At 57.2% G+C, this 16714-nt stretch carries 14 protein-coding genes; 12 read left to right on the forward strand and 2 right to left on the reverse strand.

The features are described from left to right. Positions 1–53 precede the first annotated feature (53 nt). The 5 genes from HLUCCO03_RS02890 to HLUCCO03_RS02910 all read left to right on the forward strand — a co-directional run bounded on the left by HLUCCO03_RS02890 (position 54) and on the right by HLUCCO03_RS02910 (position 4344). Positions 54–947, forward strand: coding sequence for a hypothetical protein (locus HLUCCO03_RS02890; RefSeq protein WP_027832502.1), 894 nt, complete (start codon positions 54–56; stop codon positions 945–947). Between the two features lie 60 nt (positions 948–1007). Next, entirely contained in the window at positions 1008–1682 is a 675-nt protein-coding gene (locus tag HLUCCO03_RS02895) for a TetR/AcrR family transcriptional regulator (RefSeq protein WP_027832501.1), read from the forward strand. 58 nt (positions 1683–1740) lie between these two features. Beyond that, positions 1741–2247: a L,D-transpeptidase gene (locus tag HLUCCO03_RS02900; RefSeq protein ID WP_036197585.1), complete on the forward strand. Its 507-nt coding sequence runs from the start codon at positions 1741–1743 to the stop codon at positions 2245–2247. A 76-nt stretch (positions 2248–2323) separates the two neighbouring features. Further along, on the forward strand, positions 2324–3565 hold the full coding sequence (locus tag HLUCCO03_RS02905) for a mechanosensitive ion channel family protein (protein ID WP_027832499.1): 1242 nt from the start codon (positions 2324–2326) through the stop codon (positions 3563–3565). Further along, positions 3562–4344, forward strand: coding sequence for an S-methyl-5'-thioinosine phosphorylase (locus HLUCCO03_RS02910; protein ID WP_027832498.1), 783 nt, complete (start codon positions 3562–3564; stop codon positions 4342–4344). Before HLUCCO03_RS02905 ends, HLUCCO03_RS02910 begins: the two co-directional genes overlap by 4 nt. Here the strand turns inward: HLUCCO03_RS02910 and HLUCCO03_RS02915 are convergent. Together HLUCCO03_RS02915 and mfd are read right to left on the reverse strand one after the other, a co-directional pair. Then, positions 4325–5269, reverse strand: a complete 945-nt coding sequence (locus HLUCCO03_RS02915) for a CsiV family protein (protein WP_036198172.1) — start codon at positions 5267–5269, stop codon at positions 4325–4327. The genes HLUCCO03_RS02910 and HLUCCO03_RS02915 overlap by 20 nt on opposite strands. Before the next feature lie 23 nt (positions 5270–5292). Next, positions 5293–8802 carry a transcription-repair coupling factor gene (gene mfd, locus HLUCCO03_RS02920; protein WP_027832496.1) on the reverse strand — a complete coding sequence of 1170 codons (3510 nt, stop codon included), beginning with the start codon at positions 8800–8802 and terminating at the stop codon, positions 5293–5295. A 199-nt stretch (positions 8803–9001) separates the two neighbouring features. On the opposite strand from mfd, the gene HLUCCO03_RS02925 reads away from it, so the two are divergent. The 7 genes from HLUCCO03_RS02925 (at position 9002) to nqrF (ending at position 16706) form a co-directional block, all read left to right on the forward strand. Beyond that, positions 9002–10471 carry a glyceraldehyde-3-phosphate dehydrogenase gene (locus HLUCCO03_RS02925; protein ID WP_027832495.1) on the forward strand — a complete coding sequence of 490 codons (1470 nt, stop codon included), beginning with the start codon at positions 9002–9004 and terminating at the stop codon, positions 10469–10471. 343 nt (positions 10472–10814) lie between these two features. Then, a complete protein-coding gene (locus tag HLUCCO03_RS02930) occupies positions 10815–12161 on the forward strand; it encodes a Na(+)-translocating NADH-quinone reductase subunit A (RefSeq protein WP_027832494.1) in 1347 nt (448 codons plus the stop codon). A 3-nt stretch (positions 12162–12164) separates the two neighbouring features. Further along, on the forward strand, positions 12165–13370 hold the full coding sequence (locus HLUCCO03_RS02935) for an NADH:ubiquinone reductase (Na(+)-transporting) subunit B (protein ID WP_027832493.1): 1206 nt from the start codon (positions 12165–12167) through the stop codon (positions 13368–13370). After that, positions 13363–14166, forward strand: coding sequence for a Na(+)-translocating NADH-quinone reductase subunit C (locus tag HLUCCO03_RS02940; RefSeq protein WP_027832492.1), 804 nt, complete (start codon positions 13363–13365; stop codon positions 14164–14166). Before HLUCCO03_RS02935 ends, HLUCCO03_RS02940 begins: the two co-directional genes overlap by 8 nt. 2 nt (positions 14167–14168) lie before the next feature. Continuing rightward, positions 14169–14834 (forward strand): NADH:ubiquinone reductase (Na(+)-transporting) subunit D, encoded by a 666-nt coding sequence (locus tag HLUCCO03_RS02945; RefSeq protein ID WP_027832491.1) that lies wholly within the window; start codon positions 14169–14171, stop codon positions 14832–14834. Then, entirely contained in the window at positions 14834–15442 is a 609-nt protein-coding gene (nqrE, locus tag HLUCCO03_RS02950; RefSeq protein ID WP_027832490.1) for an NADH:ubiquinone reductase (Na(+)-transporting) subunit E, read from the forward strand. The genes HLUCCO03_RS02945 and nqrE overlap by 1 nt, the downstream gene beginning before the upstream one ends. 37 nt (positions 15443–15479) lie before the next feature. After that, on the forward strand, positions 15480–16706 hold the full coding sequence (gene nqrF / locus HLUCCO03_RS02955) for an NADH:ubiquinone reductase (Na(+)-transporting) subunit F (RefSeq protein WP_027832489.1): 1227 nt from the start codon (positions 15480–15482) through the stop codon (positions 16704–16706). Positions 16707–16714: the final 8 nt, after the last annotated feature.

The raw sequence follows: 16714 nt of genomic DNA on the forward strand, positions 1-16714 counted from the left end.
GCGGGCTCAGTTTCGTGGGTGTTGGTCCGGGTACAGTGAATGGGTAACCAGTGATGGCAGAGAACGACAACACAGCCGAGCAGAGCACCAGTCCCGAGACACCCTTGCTGAGGAAGGGGCGTCCTGCGGATCCCCGGCCACCTGCGTCCGAAGGGGTGGCAGGTAATGCGGATCCGGTAAAAACGGATGCTGTGGCTCCGGAAGCGGGGCAGGCGGTTGCTGCCCCGGGGCAGGATGAAGCGGCGGCTGAATCCGGTTCCGTCGCGAAGGATGCAGCCGGTGAGGAATCGAAAGATATTGAGCAGACCCTGGCGGAGTCCCGGCAGCGCAAGCTCAGGCTCATGCTGCGGCAGTGTGACCGGGTATTGCTGCTGGATTTTGAGCTACTGGCACTGCCTGACTGGCCCGACAACTACACCCTGTCAACAGCGCGACGAAACCGGGATCTCTGGTTATTCAGTACCCTGTTGGCGGCCATTGTCTTTCTGAGCGGGATGACCGGTTTCGTGCCTGCCTGGATTGCCGGTGGCGGATTCGGTGCATTTGTTATTATCCTGCTCATGGGAGTGCCGGCGATTCGACGAATTTATACCTCGCGGCCATCCTACATGGATCTGATCATACGGCGTCGACGGCTGCTGCGGGATGCACGTAAGCACATCGAGCATCTGGAGGGGAAGGAGGGCCTTGTGTGGCAGTGTGCCCGCATGGCGGAATTCAATCCTGCTCTCAAGGCAATGCGCTTCAGCGAACTGCTGGCCCTGTCCGAGCGTCGGTCACTGGCCCGCAACATGACTCGCCGGGAACATATCCGTCTTTATCTTGTTTACCTCCTGGAGGCTGAGAAGGCGTATTCCCGTGTTCAGCAGGCATTTTTCGAGGGCCATCAGCGGGCAATCGATAAAGGATGGGAGTCTGTGGTATCCGAGCCGGAGAGGAGAACTTGACAGGATTGCCGATCAAACGTATGTTTCAAACAGACGTTTGCTAGAGGCACTGATAATAAAATGGCTCAGTCTGATACGGTTGACCGGATTCTGGATGCGGCGGAAGAGCTTTTCGCAGAACGGGGGTTTTCAGAAACCTCGCTTCGGATGATTACCAGTAAGGCTAAGGTAAATCTGGCCGCTGTCAATTACCATTTCGGCTCCAAGAATGCCCTCATTCATGCGGTATTTGCCCGCTTTCTAACGCCTTTCTCGGCAACACTCGAGAACGCCTTCGACGAACTTGAGGCCCGGTGTGATGGTGAACCACCCACGCTGAACCAGACACTCTGGGCTTTGACGGAGAGCGCCGTGCGCATGCCTCAGCGCAACGAGAAAGGTATTTCCATATTCATGCGCCTGCTTGGTCTTGCCTATACCCAGTCCCAGGGGCATCTGCGCAAGTTTCTCGAGCAGGAGTACAGCCAGCCTTTCAGCCGCTTCATGCGTCTGCTGAAAGAGGCAACCCCCCAGTTGTCAGCGGTGGATCGCTACTGGCGTATCCAGTTCATGCTGGGTGCCACCGCCTTCACCATGTCCAGCAGCGATGCGCTCAGGGATATCCTGCAGAACAAGCTGGGCGTGGAGACCACGGTTCAGGAAATCGCCGCACGCCTGGTTCCCTTCCTTGCTGCCGGAATGCAGGCCGAGGACGCCATGCTGGTACCGCCGGCCTCCAAAACCTCGGTTGCCTGAATCGGCCGCTCTCGGTTAGGCTTCCGGTTTGGTTTGTCCGCCGGGAGCGTAACACCGCATGCCAAGTGAAGGTTCTTCAACGCCAGTCCCCCGAATAGAGATCAGTCTGGATGCACAGGCACTGACCCTGTACGCGGATGATGCCTCAGATCCGCTTTCCTTCTCCGTCTCAACTGCGCTGAATGGTCCTGGTGAAAAGGACGGCAGTGGCTGTACACCGAGAGGCCGGCATTATGTGCGGGCGATGATTGGTGGGGATGCCCCCCTGAATGCGGTGTTTGTGGCCCGCCGGCCGACGGGCGAAGTGTATTCGGCGGAACTGGCTGAGCAGTTTCCCGGCCGTGACTGGATTCTGTCCCGGATCCTATGGCTGTGTGGTCTGGAGCGCGGCAAAAATCGTGGCCCCGGGGTCGATAGTTTTCGCCGCTTCATATACATTCACGGCACACCGGATTCAGAACCCATGGGTGTTCCTCGTTCACATGGCTGTATCCGCATGCGCAATACGGATGTCGCCGCCCTGTACGACCGGCTCAGGCCGGGTACACCTGTATTCCTTGAGTGAAGACGGCATTCCTGGCAAGCAGAGTGAATACCTTGTCCATGTGTAACCGCAACCCGTCACCGAACCGGGGGAGTCGATGATTGAAGAAACGCCTGCCGTAGTAAATACCTGGATACAGGACTGGAACCTGTTGTCGGAGGGCTGGCGGGTCGGGCTGGTGGTGTTTGCCCTGGTGTTCGGTACCGCTGTGGTTGCCTATATTGCCAGTTTCACCGTGGGTGCCATCGAGCGTCGATTCAAAAAAACCGACAACCTCTGGGACGATGCCTTGCTCCATGCCGCCAGAAAGCCGGTGGTGGCTTTTGTCTGGTTGCAGGGGGTGTATTGGGCGGCGGAGGTTGCTCACCGTTACTCGGATGCCGAGATATTTTCCGCCAACGACAAGCTGCTTCAGCTTGGCTTTATCGTATTGCTGGTATGGACCCTGCTGCGACTGATCAAGCAGGGGGAGGAGATGCTGACGTCGCCTCTGAAGATGAAAACGCCGATGGATTACACCACGGTCAATGCCATCAGCAAGCTTTCCCGCGCCGTCGTTATTATCACTGCCTCGCTGACGGCGCTTCAGTCCATGGGGTTCAGTATTTCCGGGGTATTGGCGTTTGGCGGTGTTGGCGGTATCGCGGTCGGGTTTGCGGCAAAAGACTTGCTGGCCAACTTTTTTGGCGGCTTTATCATTCACCTGGACCGGCCTTTCAAGGTGGGCGACTGGGTCCGGTCGCCGGACCGCAACATTGAGGGTACTGTCGAACAGATTGGCTGGCGCCTGACAACGGTCCGGACTTTTGACAAGCGCCCCCTTTATGTTCCCAATGCGGCGTTTACTTCCATCGCCGTGGAAAATCCTTCCCGAATGCTCAACCGCCGCATTTCAGAGACCATCGGGATTCGCTATGCGGATGTCGGTAGTATGGCGCAGATTGTTGCAGACATACGATCCATGCTTGAAAACCATGAGGATATTGACCAGAACCAGACCCTGATCGTCAATTTCCTGGCTTTCAATGCGTCGTCACTGGACATCATGGTGTATACCTTCACCCGGACCATCGAGTGGGTAAGGTTTCATGAAGTCAAACAGGACGTGCTGCTGAAGATCAGCGATATTATCGAAGCCCACGGGGCGGAGGTTGCCTTCCCGACACGCACACTTCACATGCCCGATGGTGTACGCGTGGCCGGTAACGGGTCCGACAAGGGCAGTGACAGGGATGCTTCCAGTGCCGAGCCCGGGGCTTCCAGTGCGCCGGTGGACGGCAGCGAAAACTCCAGCGAGACGCAGGGGGACAGTGCAGAGGCAACAGGGGATTCATCATGAGCACAGAGAATACCGGGCAGCCGGTAGGCATTATTGGCGGTACCGGGCTCACGACTCTGTCGGGGCTGCAGATAACGGGTGAGCGTTCTGTGAATACACCATGGGGGCAACCCTCGTCGAAGCTGGTGGAGGGGCGTCTGGGCGACCAGTCGGTTGTATTCCTTGCCCGCCACGGTAATCCCCATCGTATTCCTCCGCATCAGGTCAACTACCGCGCCAATGTGCAGGCACTCCATGATGCCGGTGTCCGCACCATTGTGGGTGTCAATGCCGTCGGTGGGATTCACCCTGACATGGGGCCGGCGCACATTGTCATTCCTGACCAGATCATTGATTACACCTGGGGCAGGGCAAGTACCTTTTTCGAGGGTGAGCTGGAAGAGACCACGCATATCGACTTCACCTGGCCTTACACTGAAAAGGCCCGTGAACTGCTGATCAGTGCCGCCCGGGACGAAGCACTGTCATTTTCCGATTTCGGTGTCTACGGGGCCACCCAGGGGCCGAGACTGGAGACGGCCGCGGAAGTCTTGAAGCTCGAGCGGGACGGCTGTGATCTGGTGGGTATGACCGGTATGCCGGAAGCCGCGCTGGCCGCTGAACTGCAGATGAACTATGTGTGCCTGGCACTGGTGGTAAACCGGGCCGCCGGAAAGTCTGACCACATCATTACGATGACTGAAATCGAGGCCGCCATCGAACAGGGGATGTCCGGCATCAAGCGGATCCTCGAAGTCTCAATGGCTGGCCTCGGCGGCCTTACTCCTCAATTTTCTTGAAGAAAACCAGTACGCCGATGGTGGGTGAGTCCAGAAAATGGACCTCCTCACTGCGCATGCGTCGAGTCTCGCGGATCCAGGTCAGCAGCTCTGCCCGTGGCCAGTTGGCGCCGGAAATCAGCGTCTGGTTTCCCTCGGTTACGTCTCCGGTGTCCGCCAGGGCGGCCACCGCGCTTTCGGTGTCTTCGTCGAGCGGGGCTGCGTCGCCGCCAGCAGGCAGAGAATCTCCGTCGCCTTCAATAGGCTGAATGTTGTCTTCCTTGCCCTCACCTGGTGCCAGCGCGTCAGGGCTGGGTGAATGGCTCTCAACGGACCCGGGGAGCCAGTGGTTGAGTTGCACGCCAACATGCAGGTAGCGCTGCCTGTCGATGGTAATGTGGCCTTCCACCTCGCGGTGCCCCGCTTCTTCCAGCCAGTCACCAATGGCTACCCGTAATGGCTCTCCTTCAAAGTCAGGTGGGAACGACTGGTACCAGCCCGTGGCCAGCAGTACCCGGTACCGGCCACTGTTTTCCAGCCGGTTGGCGGCCGAGTTCAGGTGAAGGTCACTCCGTGAAACCAGTTCCAGGGTGGTTTCGCTGCTGCCATCCCGGTTGACTGCCCGCAGGATTTCTTCGATATCCGGGCTGGGGGGTTCGGGGATGCGGCTGGCCATCCGTTCATTGATATTCTCGGGTGCGGTCTTGCGCTCAAGGATCACGAACTCGGCACGATAGTAGTCTTTGCGGGGTTCGCCCGGTTCAGTCGCTTCGCCGTTTCCGTCTTGCTCTTCCGGAATATCAACGGTTGCAGCCTCCTCGGAGGATTGCTGAGCTGATGCCAGTGGTGACAGGATCAGCGCCACTGCAAAAATCATAAAAGACTTTTCAAGTAATACGTTACCGGGCGTTCGCAAGGGCTTTGCTCCAATGTTCCTGTTGTTCATCAGGGGCCTCTGGGCCGGGGGTATCATGAAACCAGTTGGTCCAGCATGTCGGAAATGCCGTCGAGTTTACCACTGGTTGAGGTGTCGTTCAGCCGGAAACGGAAACTGTTGGCACCTTCAAGCCGATACTGATCCGGTGAGGATTGCACTTTTTTAACCAGCACCAGCGGATCCACCGGGGTGGAACTGCCAAATTCCAGCCGTGCCCATTCCTTGCCGGCGTCCACTTTCACAATTCCCAGGGCTTCCGCGCGGATCCTGAGCTCCGACTGGCGGATGAGATTTTTGGCCGGCTCCGGTAACAATCCGAAGCGATCGATCATTTCAACCTGAAGTTCTTTTAATCCTTCCCTGTCGCTGACGCTGGCAATGCGTTTGTAGAGCATCAGCCGGTTGTGAACATCGGGCAGGTAGTCGTCGGGGATCAGCGCCGGTATCCGCAGGTTCATTTCGGTACCGTGGCTCAGGGGCAGCTCGGCATTGGGAGTCCGGCCCTCGCGAATGGCCTGTACTGCTTCGTCCAGCAGTTGCATGTACAGGGTAAAGCCGATGCTCTCAATCTGTCCGCTCTGTTCCTCGCCCAGAAGCTCTCCCGCCCCGCGGATCTCAAGGTCGTGGGTGGCGAGCATGAACCCGGCGCCAAGGTCCTGGGCTTCCGAGATGGCCTCCAGGCGTTTCTTGGCATCTGCCGTGATGGATCTGGGTGGTGGTGTCAGCAGGTAGGCGTAGGCCTGGTGGTGGGAGCGCCCGACCCGTCCCCGCAACTGGTGCAGCTGGGCCAGCCCGAATTTGTCGGCACGTTCGATGATTATGGTGTTGGCGCTGGGTATGTCGATACCGGTTTCGATGATGGTGGTGCACACCAGCACGTTGAAGCGTTTGTGGTAGAAGTCCGACATGATCTGTTCCAGCTCACGCTCCCGCATCTGGCCGTGGGCGACACCCACGCGGGCCTCGGGAATCAGCCGCCGCAGATCTTCGGCGGTTTTCTCGATGGTGGCCACATCGTTGTGCAGGAAATACACCTGACCGCCACGGAGGACTTCCCGCAGGATGGCTTCCTTGACCATGGCTTCGTCCCGTTGCCGGACGAAGGTTTTGACGGACAGGCGCCGGGCAGGCGGAGTGGCAATGATCGACAGATCCCTCAGGTGGCCCATGGCCATGTTCAGGGTCCTGGGAATCGGGGTGGCTGTCAGGTTCAGCATGTCGACTTCGGCCCGAAGGGCTTTCAGGCGTTCTTTCTGCTGTACGCCGAAACGGTGTTCTTCATCGATGATTACCAGGCCCAGGTTCCTGAATCGGATATCACCCTGCAGCAGTTTGTGGGTGCCAATCACAATGTCCGCCTTGCCGGCTTCGATGGCGGCAAGGGCCTTGCTGGTCTGGCTGCCGCTACGGAAGCGGCTGAGCAGTTCCACGTTGACGGCGGTGTCGGAAAAGCGATCCCGGAAGGACTCGTAGTGCTGTTGTGCCAGCAGGGTGGTGGGCACCAGCACCGCCACCTGTTTGCCGGAGTAGGTGGCCATAAAGGCCGCACGCATGGCCACTTCGGTTTTGCCGAAGCCCACGTCACCACAGACCAGGCGGTCCATGGGCTTCTCGCTGATCATGTCCTGGAAAACCGCCTCGATGGCTGCCTGCTGGTCCGGTGTTTCCTCGAACGGGAAGCCGGCGGCAAAGGCCCGGTAGGCTTCCTTGGGGTCCTCGAAGGAGAAACCCTTGCGCGCTTCCCGGCGTGCATAGACATCCAGAAGTTCGGCCGCGGTGTCGCGAATCTTCTCCAGGGCTTTCTGTTTGGCGTTGCTCCAGCGATCAGTGCCCAGCTTGTGCAGGGGCGCGTGGTCGGTATCGGAGCCGGTATAGCGGGAAATCAGGTGCAGGCTGGAGACCGGCACATAGAGTTTCGAACCGCCGGCGTACTCCAGCATCAGGAATTCGCTGGCTTCCCCTTCCACGGTGATGGTCTCCAGCCCCTGGTAGCGGCCGACACCGTGGTCGATATGCACCACCGGAGCGCCAATTCGCAGTTCGGAGAGATCACGATAGCCGGAATCGTCCGCTTCGGTGGGCTTTTCCCGACGCCGGCGCTGCAATACCCGTTCACCGAAAAGCGCCGTTTCTGTCACCAGCGCAATGTGCTGCTGGGGCAGAACCAGGCCGTACTCCATTGGCGCCACGGTGATACCAAGAGTGCAGTCCCGGTCCTCCGTGAAGTCTCGCCAGCTGTCCAGCGCCGTCACCCGTAGTCCGTGATCGGCCAGGTTCTCTATCAGTGCCTCGCGGCGCCCCGAGGACTCTGCGCATATCAGCACCCGGCCGTGGAATTCATTGATAAAGCGCTTGAGACGGGCAGCCGGATCGGCCGCACGGCCGTCCATGGACACATCGGGCAGAACGTCGGTAGGGCAATTGTTCCCGCCGGCCGAGTCGGTTGTCTCGGTGGTCAGCGTGACTCTGGGGAAATGCTTGAGCTGACCAAACAGTTCGTCCTGCTGCAGGAACAGTTGTGCCGGAGGAAGAATGGGCCGCATCCGGTCATGGCGGCGCTCCTCGTAGCGTGCCCGGGTATCCGCATCGAAATGTTCGGCAGCCTCATGAAGGCCGGCAGCGGTAAATACCAGGGTTTCTCCCGGCAGGTAGTCGAAAAGGGTTGCTGTCTGTTCGAAAAACAGCGGCAGGTAGTATTCGATTCCCGGTGGGGTAATGCCGTGGGTGACATCCTGATAGATCGGCGCGTCCTTGTCAGCATGGGGAAACTGCTCGAACCAGCGGTTACGGAACCCTGAGCGGGCTTCCTTGTGCCAGGGAAACTCGTTGGCCGGTAACAGTTCAATTTTTTCGATCCGGTCGATGGAGCGCTGGGTTTCCGGATCAAACGTACGGAGTGTCTCGATTTCATCGTCGAAAAGGTCAATCCGGTAGGGCAGCGTGGCGCCCATGGGGAAAATATCCAGGATGGCACCGCGCACCGCGTATTCACCGTGCTCATAGACATTCTCTGCATGCCGGTAACCCGCCGCTTCCAGCTGCATGCGCCAGGTGTCAATGTCCAGCGACTGCCCCACCTCCAGCAGCAGGGTGTTGCCCTGCAGGTAGCTGACTGGTGGCAGGCGATGCATCAGTGTGCGCGCCGGCACAACGAGTACACCGTGGTTGGTTGAGGGTAGTCGGTGCAGCGCCCGGATACGCCTGGAGGTGATGTCCTGGTGCGGCGAGAACAGGTCGTAGGGCAGGGTTTCCCAGTCCGGCAGCGACAACACCTCCAGGCCGTCCGGTGTTATGGCGGCCTGGTCTTCATCGGCGGGCAGGCCAAGGTAGAAACGCATGGCCTGTTCCAGCCGGATGGCTTCGTCGGTACTGCGGGTAATGACCAGTGTCAGTCCGGCGTGAGCCTGTGCGCTCTCGCAGATTGCCAGAGCGTCGCTGCTACCGTGTAACTGCCCCCAGGTACGATGATCCGCCGCCTTGTGCAGCGCAGTGGGCGCCACCAGCGCAGTTGCGTTTTCGGATTGGGAGTCACCTTGGCTCATGGTGATTGTGGTTCTCCTGATATTATATTGGTGGCGCGGGAAATGGCGAGGCGCGTATTCTACCGACCGGGGATGTCGCTGTCATGACACCAGTGCCATACTGCTGACAGGGAGAGTGGATGTCCGTATTTGCTGTCTGAAGCAGAACATTGGATAATGTGCGCCTAATTTTCCAGGTCCCAACTGCAGAGGTTCAAGCGTGAGTCACGAACAGATCAACCAGCACTTGTCCAACTGGACGGAAAGAGAATCCACTGCGGAAGCCATGATTCCATTGATTGGCCGCCTTTACCGCAAAAACAATGTGGTCACTTCCGTTTATGGTCGCGCCATCATCAACCAGTCGGTTATTGATATCATTCGTGCACACCGGTTCGTGCGCCAGGTTGAAGACAACGAGTTGTCGGTTCACAACACGCTCCCTATCCTGCAAGCCATGGACAAGATGGACCTGGGGCGGGGCCATGTCGATATTGGCAAGCTGGCCGTAAAGTTCAAGGATGAGGGCGGCTCCCTCGAGGAGTTCCTCAAGCGCGAAATCGGTCCGATTGTCGGCCAGTATCAGACGCAGTCCGAGCAGGATGCGGAAAACGATACCAAGGACGTTGTGCTTTACGGTTTTGGCCGTATCGGTCGCCTGCTGGCCCGTATCCTTATCGAGAAAGCCGGTGGCGGTAACAATCTTCGCCTGCGGGCCATTGTGGTGCGTCAGGGCGGTGCTGCCAACGATCTGGAGAAGCGCGCCAGCCTGCTGCGCCGCGATTCCGTCCATGGTCCCTTCAATGGCACCATCACGGTAGACGAAGAAAACTCCGCCCTGATCGCCAACGGCAATTTCATCAAGGTGATCTATTCCCCGGGCCCCGACCAGGTGGACTACACCCAGTACGGTATCAATAACGCCATCGTGGTGGACAATACCGGTATCTGGCGTGATGAGGCCGGCCTTGGCCTGCACCTGAAGTCAAAGGGCGTCAGCCGTGTTTTGCTGACTGCGCCGGGCAAGGGCGATATCAAGAACATCGTGCACGGCATCAACAACGACTGGATTACCGACAGCGATCGCATCCTGTCCGCGGCGTCCTGTACGACCAATGCCATCACCCCTGTACTCAAGGCGATCGTGGACGAATATGGCATTGAGGACGGGCACGTCGAGACCGTTCACTCCTACACCAACGACCAGAACCTGATCGATAACTACCACAAGGGCAGCCGCCGCGGCCGTAGTGCGCCCCTGAACATGGTTATTACCGAAACAGGTGCCGCCAAGGCGGTTTCCAAAGCCTTGCCGGAGCTCAAGGGCAAGTTGTCCGGTAACGCCATTCGTGTGCCAACGCCGAACGTATCCATGGCGATTCTGAACCTGAACCTGGCGAAAGAAGTCACGGTGGAGGGGGTCAATGAGTATCTCAGGGAGATGGCGTTGCACTCGGAACTGCAAAAGCAGATCGACTTCGTGAACTCTCCGGAGGTGGTTTCCACGGACTTCGTGGGGTCCCGTCACGCCGGTATCGTCGACGCCCAGGCCACCATCGCCAGCGGCAAGCGCCTGATTCTCTACGTATGGTATGACAACGAGGCGGGCTACAGTGCCCAGGTTATCCGTGTCGTCAATCAGATGGCAGGCGTAACCTATCCGATCTTCCCGAAACGGGCCAGGGGCTGATCAGCTCCTGGTAATTCCGCCTGAAAAAGAAACCCCGGCCGTTTTTGCGGTCGGGGTTTCTTTTTGCGTGCCTGTAAACCATCCTGTGTTTACGTTCGGGCACAAAGTACGCAGGGTTTCTGGTGGAAATAGTATTCCTTAATCTCTATAATTGGCGCGATTTTGGGTACGTCTGACACCCGCTTCCCATCGCTTTCCTGTCGCCGGATGCCTGGCACGTCGTTGGCACTGGTGCCTTAACCGCTCTGGCAACGCCAGTCGGTACAAGCCGGATCGGTTACTGGGCTGCAAGCGTCGGGCGTTACAAATCCATCGAACAGTTTCTGATGATTGGATGAGGCTAATGATCAAGATCAAAAAAGGCCTGGATCTTCCCATCAGCGGCGCTCCTGAACAGACCATTACTGACGGCAAACCCGTTCGCCATGTGGCATTGATCGGTTTTGACTATATCGGCATGAAGCCGACGATGGCTGTGAAAGAAGGGGACCGTGTAAAGCGCGGTACGCTGCTGTTTACGGACAAGAAGACCGAAGGCGTTCGTTATACCTCACCGGCTGCCGGTGTGGTCAAGGAAATAAACCGCGGTGAGCGCCGCGTGTTTCAATCCATTGTCATTGAAATTGACGGTGACGATGCTGAGACCTTCGCGCGTTACAGCGAATCCGATGTGGCCGGCCTGGAGCGTCAGCAGGTTGTTGATAACCTGGTTGAATCAGGTTTGTGGACAACTTTCAAGACCCGTCCCTACAGCAAGGTGCCCGCCATTGACTCTGCGCCACACTCCATCTTTGTCTCTGTGATGGATACCAATCCCCTGGCGGCAGATCCGACGGTTATCATCCGCGAGAATGGTGCAGCCTTTGAAAAGGGCCTGAAGATTCTCACCAAACTGACCAATGGAAAGGTATTTGTAACCGGCAAGCCCGGTTCCGATGTGCCGGTGCCGTCCGACGACAAGGTGGAAGTGCAACAGTTTGATGGCGTTCATCCTGCCGGTAATGTGGGTACCCACATCCACTATCTTGATCCGATTGCCGGAGACAAGGTGGTATGGAGCATCGGTTACCAGGACGTTATCGATATTGCGAAGCTGTTCGAAACCGGTGAGCTTCCCGTAGACAAGATTATCGCTGTTGGTGGGCCCAAAGCCCTGAAACCGCGCCTGATCCGTACCCGCATTGGTGCAAGCCTTCAGGAACTTCTCGATGGTGAGATTGCCACAGACTGCGAGGTTCGCACCATTTCCGGTTCCGTGTTCGGTGGTCGTCGTGGCGACGGGCCCTGTAACTACCTTGGTCGCTTTGCCAACCAGGTTTCGGTTCTGGAAGAAGGCTATAAGCGGGAGTTCATGGGCTGGCTTTCTCCGGGCCCGAACAAGTTCTCGGTCCTGAATATCTACCTGTCGAAGCTGGCAGGGGGCAAGCTGTTTGACTTCACCACTACCACGAATGGCAGCGAACGCGCCATGGTTCCGGTCGGTGCGTACGAACAGGTAATGCCGCTTGATATTCTGCCAACGCAGCTGCTGCGCTCGCTGATTGTCGGCGACACAGAGATGGCGCAGAAACTGGGTGCGTTGGAACTGGACGAAGAAGATCTGGCACTGTGCACGTTCGTGTGCCCGGGTAAATACGAATACGGTCCGATTCTCCGTGAGAACCTGACCCGAATCGAGATCGAGGGCTAACAGATGGCAATTCGACAGTTTCTCGATGGCATAGAACACCACTTTGAAAAAGGTGGCAAGTACGAGCGCTGGTATGCTCTGTACGAAGCCGTCGATACCATTTTCTACACTCCCGGATCGGTCACTTCGACCACGTCCCATGTGCGTGATGGTGTAGACCTCAAGCGCATCATGATTACGGTGTGGCTGTGTACCTTCCCGGCAATGTTCTTCGGCATGTGGAACATTGGCTTTCAGGCCAACAGCTACCTGGCTGAGAATCCGGATGCCCTGATGGGCGACGGTGGCCTGCGTACTGCGTTTATCAGCGCCCTTGCCGGCAACAATGCTGCCAGCCTCTGGGACAACTTTGTCTACGGCCTGGCCTATTTCGTACCCATCTATTTCGTGACGTTCGTGGTGGGTGGCTTCTGGGAAGTGTTGTTCGCAACCGTGCGCCGTCATGAAGTGAACGAAGGCTTCTTTGTCACGTCCGTGCTTTTTGCGCTGATCTGCCCGCCGACGATCCCACTGTGGCAGGTAGCCCTGGGTATCACCTTCGGTGTGGTGATCGGCAAGGAAGTCTTCGGTGGTACCGGCAAAAACTTCCTGAACCCGGCTTTGACTGGTCGTGCCTTCCTGTATTTCGCCTATCCGGCGCAGATTTCCGGCGACACGGTCTGGACCGCGGTCGATGGTTTCAGCGGTGCAACCGCGCTCAGCTGGGCTGCCAGCGGCGGACTGGAAGCGCTGGAAACCGAGATTGGCTGGATGTCGGCATTTATGGGCTCCATCCAGGGTTCCATGGGTGAAACGTCTACGCTCGCGGTGCTGATTGGCGGCATCATACTGCTGGTAATGAAGATTGCCTCCTACCGAATCGTCGGCGGTGTGTTGATCGGCATGATCGGTATGTCACTGCTGTTGAATATTGTCGGCTCGGAGACCAATCCGATGTTTGACGTGCCTCCGCACTGGCATCTGGTAATGGGTGGTTTCGCCTTTGGTATGATGTTCATGGCCACGGACCCTGTTTCGGCTGCCATGACCAACACCGGCCGCTGGTGTTTCGGTATCCTGGTGGGCGTAATGACCGTGCTGATCCGTGTTATCAACCCGGCGTTCCCCGAAGGCATCATGCTGGCAATCCTGTTTGCCAACCTCTTTGCACCGCTGATGGACCACTATGTGGTTCAGGCCAACATCAAACGGAGGCTCGCTCGTGGCTAAAGCTAAAGAAACTGTCTCCAGAACGCTGATGGTTGCGCTGGTGCTGAGTATTGCATTCTCCGTTGTGGTTTCCACCGCTGCGGTCATGCTAAGGCCGGTCCAGGTGACGAACCAGAATCTGGATATTCGCTCCAACATGCTTGCAGCAGCAGGCATGCTTGAGCCGGGCGCCAGTACCGAAGAGATCGAAGAGGCGTTCTCCCGCTTCGACGTTCGCCTGGTGGACCTGGATACCGGTGAGTACGTTGAACCGTCCGAAGTCGGTGTTAAAGACGCGATGAAGTACGATATGTACAAGGCCGCCTCTGACCCCGAGCGGTCCAGCAGTATTCCCTCCAAGGAAGACAAGGCAGGCATCAAGCGCCGCCCGAACGTGGGCAAGGTTTATGTCCTGGAAGAGGACGGCGAGCTGGTGCGTGTTGTAGTGCCGGTTCACGGTTACGGGCTCTGGTCTACCCTGTATGGCTTTGTCTCCCTGGAAGGTGACGCCAATACCATTGAAGGGCTTGGTTTTTATGATCATGCAGAAACCCCGGGCCTAGGTGGCGAAGTGGACAACCCGCGCTGGAAGCGCCAGTGGGTGGGCAAGGAAGTCTACGGTGATGAGCGTGAGGAACCAAGGATCCAGCTGGTCAAGGGTGGTGTGAGCTCCGACGCCGCCGACAGGGAGCACAAGGTGGATGCGCTCTCCGGTGCCACCCTAACAAGCCGCGGCGTGGAAAATCTGGTCAACTACTGGATGGGCGACCGGGGATTTGCACCCTACCTGAAAAAACTTCGTGAAGGGGAGGTCTGATCATGGCAGACGCTTCAGCCAAACAGGTTCTCTTCGAACCGATTTTCAGTAACAACCCGATTGCGCTGCAGATACTGGGTATCTGTTCCGCACTGGCGGTGACCACCAGCATGAACGTGACCCTGGTCATGTGTGCTGCAGTTATCGCCGTAACCGCCTTCTCAAACCTGGCGGTATCGCTGGTCCGTACACAGATTCCGGGCAGTATCCGGATCATCGTACAGATGACCATTATCGCCTCCCTGGTTATCGTTGTTGACCAGGTGCTCAAGGCTTATGCCTATGAAATCAGCAAGCAGCTTTCGGTATTCGTTGGTCTGATCATTACCAACTGTATCGTAATGGGCCGCGCTGAGGGCTTCGCCATGAAAAACGGGCCATGGTTGAGCTTCCTGGACGGTGTTGGTAACGGCCTGGGCTACTCGGTACTGCTCATTTTCGTGGCGTTCTTCCGTGAGCTGCTGGGTGCCGGCTCGCTGTTTGGTGTGTCCCTGATGCCTGTTGTGAACGAAGGCGGCTGGTACATTCCCAACGGCCTGTTGCTGCTGCCACCGAGTGCATTCTTTATTATTGGTCTTACCATCTGGGGGCTGCGTACCTGGAAGCCGGAGCAGGTGGAAGAGGCTGATTACAAGATGTCTCGTCACACTGTCAAGGAGGCCTTCTGATGGAACATTATATCAGTCTGATTCTGAAGGCGATTTTCGTTGAGAATATGGCTCTGGCCTTCTTCCTGGGAATGTGCACCTTCATTGCGATCTCCAAGAAGATCGAGGCCGCCGCCGGGTTGGGTATTGCCGTTGTCGTGGTGCTGACAATCACGGTTCCGGTGAACAACCTGCTCTATAACACCATCCTCAGGGAAGGTGCGCTGGAGTGGGCCGGTCTGCCCAACGTTGACCTGAGCTTTCTGGGCCTGCTTACGTACATTGGAGTAATCGCCGCGCTTATCCAGATCATGGAAATGATTCTGGACAAGTACATTCCGGCGCTCTATGCGGCGCTGGGTGTGTTTTTGCCGCTGATTACAGTGAACTGCGCCATCCTGGGTGCGTCGCTGTTCATGGTAGAGCGTGACTATACCTTTGGCGAAAGCGTGGTGTACGGGTTTGGTGCAGGGGTTGGCTGGGCACTGGCTATTCTTGCCCTGGCCGGAATCCGTGAAAAGCTCAAGTACAGTGACGTTCCAGATGGCCTGCGGGGCCTGGGTATCACCTTCATTACGGTTGGTCTGATGTCCCTGGGCTTTATGTCATTCTCAGGTATTTCACTGTAATCAACCCGGTGATTCGGTTTAACGAAAAGGCGAGACCATGAATACAGAAATTATTCTCGGCGTGGTCATGTTCACCGTTATCGTACTGGCCCTTGTCGCGGTCATTCTCGCGGCACGGTCCAGGCTGGTAAGCACCGGTGATGTGACCATCGAAATCAACGATGATCCAGAGCACACGCTGAAAACGGAAGCTGGTGGCAAACTTCTGGGTACTCTTGCCGGCAACGGCATCTTTCTGTCCTCGGCCTGTGGTGGCGGTGGTACCTGTGCACAGTGCAAGTGCAAGGTTCTCGAAGGCGGTGGTGCGATGCTGCCGACGGAAAAGACCCACTTCACCAACCGTGAGGAGAAGGAAGGCTGGCGCCTGTCGTGCCAGGTTCCGGTGAAGCAGGACATGAAGGTTGAGGTGCCGGAAGAGTTCTTCGGCGTCAAGAAGTGGGAATGCGAGGTTATTTCCAATCACAACGTGGCTACCTTTATCAAGGAACTGGTCCTGAAGCTTCCTGAGGGTGAGGAAGTTGATTTCCGTGCCGGTGGTTACGTGCAACTGGAATGTCCCCCCTATGAAATCAGCTTCAAGGATTTCGATATCGAGGAAGAGTTCCACGAGGACTGGGACAAACATGATATCTGGCGTTACAAAGGCGTAAACAAGGAAGAGACCATCCGGGCCTACTCCATGGCGAACTACCCGGAAGAGAGGGGTGTTCTCAAGTTCAACATTCGTATTGCTACGCCGCCTCCGGGTACCGATCATCCCCCGGGCATCATGTCCACTTACGTGTTCGCCCTGAAGCCGGGTGACAAGGTCACGGTCATGGGTCCCTTTGGTGAATTCTTCGCCAAGAAAACCGATGCCGAAATGGTATTTATCGGCGGCGGTGCGGGTATGGCACCCATGCGCTCCCATATCTTCGACCAGCTGAAGCGCCTGAACTCCAAGCGCAAGATCAGCTTCTGGTATGGCGCACGAAGTGTGCGGGAGATGTTCTACGTCGAGGATTTCGATCAGCTGGCGGAAGAGAACGATAACTTCGAATGGCATGTTGCGTTGTCAGATCCCCAGCCTAATGACAACTGGGAAGGCCCGACAGGTTTTATCCATAACGTGCTGTATGAAAACTATCTGAAGGACCATCCGGCTCCCGAAGACTGTGAGTACTACATGTGTGGGCCCCCCATCATGAACGCATCCTGCATCAAGATGCTGAAAGACCTTGGTGTGGAAGATGAAAACATCATGCTGGATGATTTCGGGGGTTAATCAGCTCA

The organism is Marinobacter sp. HL-58 (assembly GCF_001314605.1).
Lineage (GTDB): Bacteria > Pseudomonadota > Gammaproteobacteria > Pseudomonadales > Oleiphilaceae > Marinobacter.

Bases quoted from the DNA above. Each gene is read 5' to 3' on its own strand.
- HLUCCO03_RS02890 (WP_027832502.1), top strand. From the start codon at position 54: ATGGCAGAGAACGACAACACAGCCGAGCAGAGCACCAGTCCCGAGACA.
- HLUCCO03_RS02895 (WP_027832501.1), top strand. From the start codon at position 1,008: ATGGCTCAGTCTGATACGGTTGACCGGATTCTGGATGCGGCGGAAGAG.
- HLUCCO03_RS02900 (WP_036197585.1), top strand. From the start codon at position 1,741: ATGCCAAGTGAAGGTTCTTCAACGCCAGTCCCCCGAATAGAGATCAGT.
- HLUCCO03_RS02905 (WP_027832499.1), top strand. From the start codon at position 2,324: ATGATTGAAGAAACGCCTGCCGTAGTAAATACCTGGATACAGGACTGG.
- HLUCCO03_RS02910 (WP_027832498.1), top strand. From the start codon at position 3,562: ATGAGCACAGAGAATACCGGGCAGCCGGTAGGCATTATTGGCGGTACC.
- HLUCCO03_RS02915 (WP_036198172.1), bottom strand. From the start codon at position 5,269: ATGAACAACAGGAACATTGGAGCAAAGCCCTTGCGAACGCCCGGTAAC.
- mfd (WP_027832496.1), bottom strand. From the start codon at position 8,802: ATGAGCCAAGGTGACTCCCAATCCGAAAACGCAACTGCGCTGGTGGCG.
- HLUCCO03_RS02930 (WP_027832494.1), top strand. From the start codon at position 10,815: ATGATCAAGATCAAAAAAGGCCTGGATCTTCCCATCAGCGGCGCTCCT.
- HLUCCO03_RS02935 (WP_027832493.1), top strand. From the start codon at position 12,165: ATGGCAATTCGACAGTTTCTCGATGGCATAGAACACCACTTTGAAAAA.
- HLUCCO03_RS02945 (WP_027832491.1), top strand. From the start codon at position 14,169: ATGGCAGACGCTTCAGCCAAACAGGTTCTCTTCGAACCGATTTTCAGT.
- nqrE (WP_027832490.1), top strand. From the start codon at position 14,834: ATGGAACATTATATCAGTCTGATTCTGAAGGCGATTTTCGTTGAGAAT.
- nqrF (WP_027832489.1), top strand. From the start codon at position 15,480: ATGAATACAGAAATTATTCTCGGCGTGGTCATGTTCACCGTTATCGTA.